At 71.4% G+C, this 3945-nt stretch carries 3 protein-coding genes; 2 read left to right on the top strand and 1 reads right to left on the bottom strand.

Translation table 11 applies throughout. The annotated features are described in order from the left end of the window. Positions 1-926 precede the first annotated feature (926 nt). The gene (locus VF468_28890; GenBank protein ID HEX5882304.1) at positions 927-1289 is read left to right on the top strand and encodes a nucleotidyltransferase family protein; all 363 of its coding nucleotides are present in this window, start codon (positions 927-929) and stop codon (positions 1287-1289) included. Here VF468_28890 and VF468_28895 read toward each other — a convergent pair. Next, positions 1225-1971, bottom strand: a complete 747-nt coding sequence (locus VF468_28895) for a class I SAM-dependent methyltransferase (protein ID HEX5882305.1) — start codon at positions 1969-1971, stop codon at positions 1225-1227. The genes VF468_28890 and VF468_28895 overlap by 65 nt on opposite strands. Positions 1972-2672: 701 nt before the next feature. On the opposite strand from VF468_28895, the gene VF468_28900 reads away from it, so the two are divergent. Beyond that, positions 2673-3788: a PP2C family protein-serine/threonine phosphatase gene (locus VF468_28900; GenBank protein ID HEX5882306.1), complete on the top strand. Its 1116-nt coding sequence runs from the start codon at positions 2673-2675 to the stop codon at positions 3786-3788. Positions 3789-3945 lie beyond the last annotated feature (157 nt).

Below are 3945 nucleotides of genomic sequence, written 5' to 3' on the forward strand. Positions count from 1 at the left end.
CGTCGGCTCTTGTGTCCTGCTTGGTTGAAACGCACAGTTGGCGCTGGCGCACGCACGACCGAACGAAGGTCGTGGTGGGGGGGTGGCGTCATCCTGAAGGGATCGGCCGCGGTCGTTCTGCGGATGGGATATGGCGGCCAGCTCATCCAGGTCATCCCCGACCTGGACCTGGTGGTGGTTATCACCAGCGACGCCGACCAGGGGCGCCACAACGCCGCGGACCTGGGAGGAGGCGCCAGCAGCGCCGAAGCGCCGCCGTCAGGCGCTGAGGTACTGACCAAGCGCGCGCAGGCCGGGCGCATCTACGCGCGCTCAGCGCCGGTGGCGCGCCGGTCAGCGCTGGGCAGCTGGCCGCCGCTGCTGGGCTCGGCGCCAGCTACGCCCACGCCCTGGTCGCCCGGTTCCAGGCTCAACCAGCAGCCGTGCTCCAGCACCACCGTCGCCGCCGGCCCGCCGCGGATCCGGCGGCGACGCCATGACTGCCGCCCCGGCCGACCCGGCCGCGCCAGTCGCTTGGCCGCTGCCTTGGAGCACATGAGCGACCGAGCTGCCATGGGCTGGGGTGGCGGGAGGTGAGCGGCGGCCTCGGGCTGTCGATGCAGGCAAGCGGGGGCTGGGCTAACCTGCCCGCCACAACGCGTCCGCCGCAACGGTGCAGCCTGAGGCCGCCGAGGTGCAGATAGCCTGCGACCAGCAGATCAAACAGGTGGCCTGGTCGGGGCCGCGGGTATCGGGTGGGGTGCAGTGACCTGCGCAGCTTCCCATCCGCCTGTCACCCGGTGGCAGCAGCCTCGGGCCTAGACCCTGTCCGCACCCGGACCGTCTGGCCGCTGGAGGCCGGGATCGGGGCGGCCCCCGGCGAGCATGGCGAAGGCGGCGTCCCAGCCGCCACGGCCGCCCCTGGAGCGGCGTGTCCGTGGCCAGCCATGGATGCTCCGCGTGCTCGCCGCCGCACGTGCCTGTGGCGCGCCGGACTGCTGAGTGGGCGGCGGGGTGCTGCGCGACCGGCCTCGGTCCACCTGTGGTATGCGCGGTGGTCCAGCTATCGGTGGAGCGCTGCGATCAGCCGCCGATGGGTGGCGACCTGGCCGGAGACCGCGACCGCCGTCGCGGTCCGCTTGGACGGCAACGACCAGCTCCAGATCACCACGGCGTGCGGGCTGCAGGACCTGCTTCAGGGCGTGTCTCGCCCCAACCCCCGGCGGGAAGTGTCGAGTGGTATCGCTAGCTGCGGGAACGCGCCGCCGGCTTCTCCCAGACCGAGACGTGGCTGGTGCTGTCGCTGGTGAACGGTTCGCGCTGCCAGCCGCTCCAGCGCTCACGCAGCCTCATCCCGGCCAGTCGCGCCATCAGGTCGAGCTCCGCCGGCCACACATAGCGAAACGGCATCGAACCGACCTCCAGGTTGCCGTCGATGACCGAGTAGTGATGTGAGATCAGGCCCTGCGACGCGACGTCGTACTCATCGAAGCCGAGATGGGTTGGGGTCACGTCGAAGGGCCGCACGGTCTCGCCCGGTGGCAGCCGCTGGAGCGCCGGAACCATGACCTCGATCACGAAGCACCCGCCCGGCTCGAGATGGGCGGCAACGTTCTGGAAGCACGCGACCTGCCCGTCCTGGGTCGTCAGGTTCATGATCGTGTTGAAGACGAGGTAGGCGACCGAGAACCGACCGTCGACGGTGGTGGCCGCGAAGTCGCCGATCGTCACGTCGATCTGCTCGGCACCTGGTTTCGCGCGCAGCCTCGCGACCATCGCTTCGGAGAGGTCGATCCCGTGCACCCGGATGCCGCGGTGCGCGAGGGGGAGGGCGATCCGGCCCGTGCCGATGCCGAACTCCAGCGCGGCGCCGTGGCCGGCCAGGGCGGCGAGGAAGTCGACAACGGGGTCGACGGCCGCCGGTTCGGACAGGTCGGCCGACGACTCGTCGTACCGCGCCGCCACACGCTCGCCGAAGTAGTCCTCGGGCATGGACGCACTTTTTCAAGCCTTCGTTGGCTTTGCCAGCGAGTTTGGCCTCGCAGCTGGATCCTGGACCAACGTCGTCCGCCGCCGACGGCGGAGCGGCATGTCCCCGTCTTCGCGGTCGCCGTCGGCACGCCGGACGGGTTCCGCCGCAGACCCATCTTCCCGGGTCGCGGCAATCCATGGCACCCGACCCGGCCCTGTTCGCAGCCATCGCCAGCGTGACCGGCGGCCGCGCCGTCGAGGCGCGATCCACGCCGGCGCCGCCCGCCGCCCTCGACCAGCTGGGCAGGGACGCTGGCGGCCCGGCGAGCCGCGGGAGCTGACGGTGCTGGCCGGTGCCGCGGCGCTGGTGCTGCTCGCGTCGCCAGCATGCTGGCGGCGGCGCCTCGGGGCGCGCCTGGCCGCCACGGCTGCCTGGTCGCAATGGACGCCACCGGCCAGGACCAGCCAGGCGATCAGCCCAGCCCGAGCAGCTCGGCGCCAAGCACCGACGGTGACTGGCGTGACGGTCGCCTGAGCCATGTTGTCGCCGCGGTCGAGCGGTTCTCGCTGAACCGACTCATAGTCCCGCGGTCGCAGGTTCGAGGCCTGCCAGCCCCCTGGTTGGTTGGCTTGGTAGCGGGTGGTGATGGTGGTTCATACTGGAGCCGTTGTCGTGCCGGCCCAGACCTTGTCGGCCATGGTCACCTGCGGTGGGAGGTCAGGTGCGGGCCAAGACCAGATGGATGCTGGCCGCCGTTGGGGTCACCACCACAGTGGCGCTCACCGATGCACTGCTGCGTGAGCGGCTCGTCCTGATCGGGCTGCTGATCGCTGGTCCGATGCTGGCCGCGATCCGCCTGGACGGGCCCCGCACCGGCCTGGTCGCCGCCTACGCCTTGGGACTGGCGGTGGTGCTCGGGCCGGTTGATCACATCTGGGGCACCGCCGACCAGCTGGTGCGCTGTTCGGTGGTGGCTGTGGGCGGGGGGTTCGCCACGGCCATCGCGTTCAGCCGCACTGGCCGGGAACGGCGGCTGGCCCAGATCACCCAGGTGGCCGAGGTCGCCCAGCGGGCGATCCTGCGGCCGATCCCGGCCCGCTTGGGCGCGATGAGCTTCGCCACCCGCTATCTGTCGGCTGCCGAGGAGGCGTTGATCGGCGGGGACTTCTACGATGCCGCGTTCACTCCCCACGGGCTGCGGCTGATCGTGGGCGATGTCCGCGGCAAGGGCCTGCCGGCGGTGCAGCTGGCCTCGGTGGTCCTGGGTTGCTTCCGCGAGGCCGCCTTCGCCGAGGCTGACCTGGGGGGCCTGGTGGCGGCGCTCGACCGCCGGGTCAGCGCCCAGCTGGGCGAGGAGGACTTTGTCACCGTGGTCCTGGTCGAGTTCGGCCCGCAGGGCTGGCTGCGGCTGGTCAACTGCGGGCATCCGCCGCCGTTGCTGGTCCAGCCGACCGGGCGGAGGCTGGTGGAGCCACGCCAGCCAGCCCTTCCGTTGGGCCTGGACCCGACCCCGGTGGTGGAGCAGGTCAGGTTGGGGCCCGAGGATCGGCTGTTGTTGTACACCGATGGGCTGGTGGAGGCGCGAGCGGCCGACGGGCGCCAGTTCGAGCTGGATGACCGGGTGGAGGCCTGTCTCACCGCGGCCACGCTGGGCCATGCCCTGGACGGCCTGGTCGGGCTGCTGTTGGCCCACGCCGGTGGACGACTCAACGACGACTTGGCCCTGGTGCTGCTCGCCCCCGCCACCAGCCCGTTCCGCAGAGCACGACCTCCCGCCGTGGTCGAGGAGGCTGGCGGCGGCCCCAGACCTGAGCTGCACGGACAGCACTCGGACTGACGGCGTGGACCCTGAGCACCAGCCTACGGATCTAGCGGTTGGTGATCCGCGGTCGCAACGATCGAGCGTTGGGCCGAGGGCGACCAGGTTTGCCAAGGACCGCTCAAGGGGAGGCTGTCGTCGTTCGGCTGCTGTTGCTGCTGCGTCCACCTAGACC

The organism is Actinomycetota bacterium (assembly GCA_036280995.1).
GTDB lineage: Bacteria > Actinomycetota > CALGFH01 > CALGFH01 > CALGFH01 > CALGFH01.